General features: G+C 61.8%; 3 protein-coding genes. 2 read left to right on the top strand and 1 reads right to left on the bottom strand.

All coding sequences use genetic code 11. The annotated features are described in order from the left end of the window. The coding region (locus AB4Y36_RS40395) for a GntR family transcriptional regulator (protein WP_368685927.1) at positions 1-579 on the bottom strand (579 nt) is incomplete at its 3' end. A 60-nt stretch (positions 580-639) separates the two neighbouring features. Between AB4Y36_RS40395 and AB4Y36_RS40390 the strand changes: the two genes are divergently transcribed. Together AB4Y36_RS40390 and AB4Y36_RS40385 are read left to right on the top strand one after the other, a co-directional pair. Then, the gene (locus tag AB4Y36_RS40390; RefSeq protein WP_368685926.1) at positions 640-1,098 is read left to right on the top strand and encodes a cupin domain-containing protein; all 459 of its coding nucleotides are present in this window, start codon (positions 640-642) and stop codon (positions 1,096-1,098) included. 5 nt (positions 1,099-1,103) lie between these two features. Then, the gene (locus AB4Y36_RS40385) at positions 1,104-1,565 is read left to right on the top strand and encodes a carboxymuconolactone decarboxylase family protein (protein ID WP_368685925.1); all 462 of its coding nucleotides are present in this window, start codon (positions 1,104-1,106) and stop codon (positions 1,563-1,565) included. The last annotated feature ends 33 nt before the right edge of the window (positions 1,566-1,598 follow it).

The following is a 1,598-nucleotide window of genomic DNA, read 5'->3' as shown; positions in this document are numbered from 1 at the left end:
TAGCGCGATACCGAGCGCCCCCGAGAATCCTGCCGTGATGTAGATCTGCGAGGGCTGGCACTCAATGCCGCGTGACAAGGCCAAATGCGCGGCGATTTCCCGGCGGAATTCATGTTCGCCGCGCGGGTCCGGGTAGGATGCGGGCGCTTCAACTTCATCGCGTGCCGCCCGGGCGCGCAGACGTGCAAACAACGTGTTTGGAAAACAGTCCGATGCCGGCACGCCCATCTGGAACACTGCAGGGCCGGGCAGGAAGTGCTGGTATAGCGCCGACTGCAAATCCGTCTCTATCGATCGCGCCCGTTCCGCGATGGGGCTCACGGTGGGTATGTGCTCGGAGACCCTGGTCCCGCCCGCGCGCGACGAGACAATCAACTGCGCATCGGTCAGCCTCTCATAGGCGGTCTTGACGGTGCCGCGCGCCACACCAAGCTGCGCGGCAAGATCCACCCACGACGGCAGCCTGGCGCCCGGGGCCAGTACACCACTCTCGATGACGCCAGTAATCGCCAGGCGTATCTGTTCCGCAAGTGCTGTCTTGGAACCGCGGTCGAGCTTCAGATCCAGAATATTTGTCATGGTGGGTGGTGCATCAAGTTTTCGCGTTCTTGGTTCTTTTTCGTGGACCATAGCCGATGCATGATTCTAGCCACCAAGGAGCTGATCATGATAATTTCACGAACCTTACTTTCTGTTGTTGCCGCTGGCAGCCTGGCCATGTCCGGGGTTGCCGCGGCGCACGGCGCCGCTGACCATGGCGCTGGCGATATCGTCAAGCCGAACTTCTCGCACGCAATTCCAGACATTCCGGGCAAATCGGTGATCGCCGTGGAAGTCACTTACCCGCCCGGGGGCGCTTCGTTGCCTCACACCCACGCGAAGTCGGCGTTCATCTATGCGTACGTGGTCTCAGGCAGCGTCGCCAGCAAGGTGAACGATGAGCCGGAACGCGTCTACAAGGCCGGGGAGGCGTTCTTCGAGGAGCCCGGCTCGCGCCACCCGGTCAGCCGCAATGCGAGCAAGACCAAGCCGGCAAAACTGCTGGCCGTATTTGTCGTCGATTCGAACGACACAGCACTGACAACCAACGACCAGTAAGGAGCTTGAAAATGAGATTGGACTACGCCAAGGCATCGCCGGGCGGCGTGAAGGCATTTGGGGGGGTATATGGCTATGTCAGGCAGTCGGGCCTGGAAGACGTCCTCGTCGAACTGGTCTATCTGCGCGTCAGCCAGATCAACGGGTGCGCCTTTTGCCTCGACATGCATACCCGCGACCTGATCAAGAAGGGCGTCACGCCCGCGAAACTGGCGCTTGTGCAAGCCTGGCATGAAGCGGGTGCGTTGTTCAGCGATCGCGAGCGCGCCGCTCTGGCGTGGGCGGAATCGGTCACCCGCGTGGCCGACACCCATGTACCCGACGAGGACTTCCAGTTTGCCGCGACGACGTTCAGCGAGAAGGAGCTAGCGGACCTTACGATGGCCATCAGCCTGATGAATGCCTACAACCGGCTTGCCATCAGCTTCCGCCGGCCCCCCGACTCCGCCGTGGCTGCGGAACGCTGAAGCGGTCGCCTCGTGGAATCGAGCGGAAGCGGT

The organism is Paraburkholderia sp. BR10936 (assembly GCF_040965735.1).
In the GTDB taxonomy this organism is placed as follows: domain Bacteria; phylum Pseudomonadota; class Gammaproteobacteria; order Burkholderiales; family Burkholderiaceae; genus Paraburkholderia; species Paraburkholderia nodosa_A.
The sequence above is the reverse complement of the archived record's forward strand: the minus strand, read 5'-3'. Positions and strand labels throughout refer to the sequence as shown.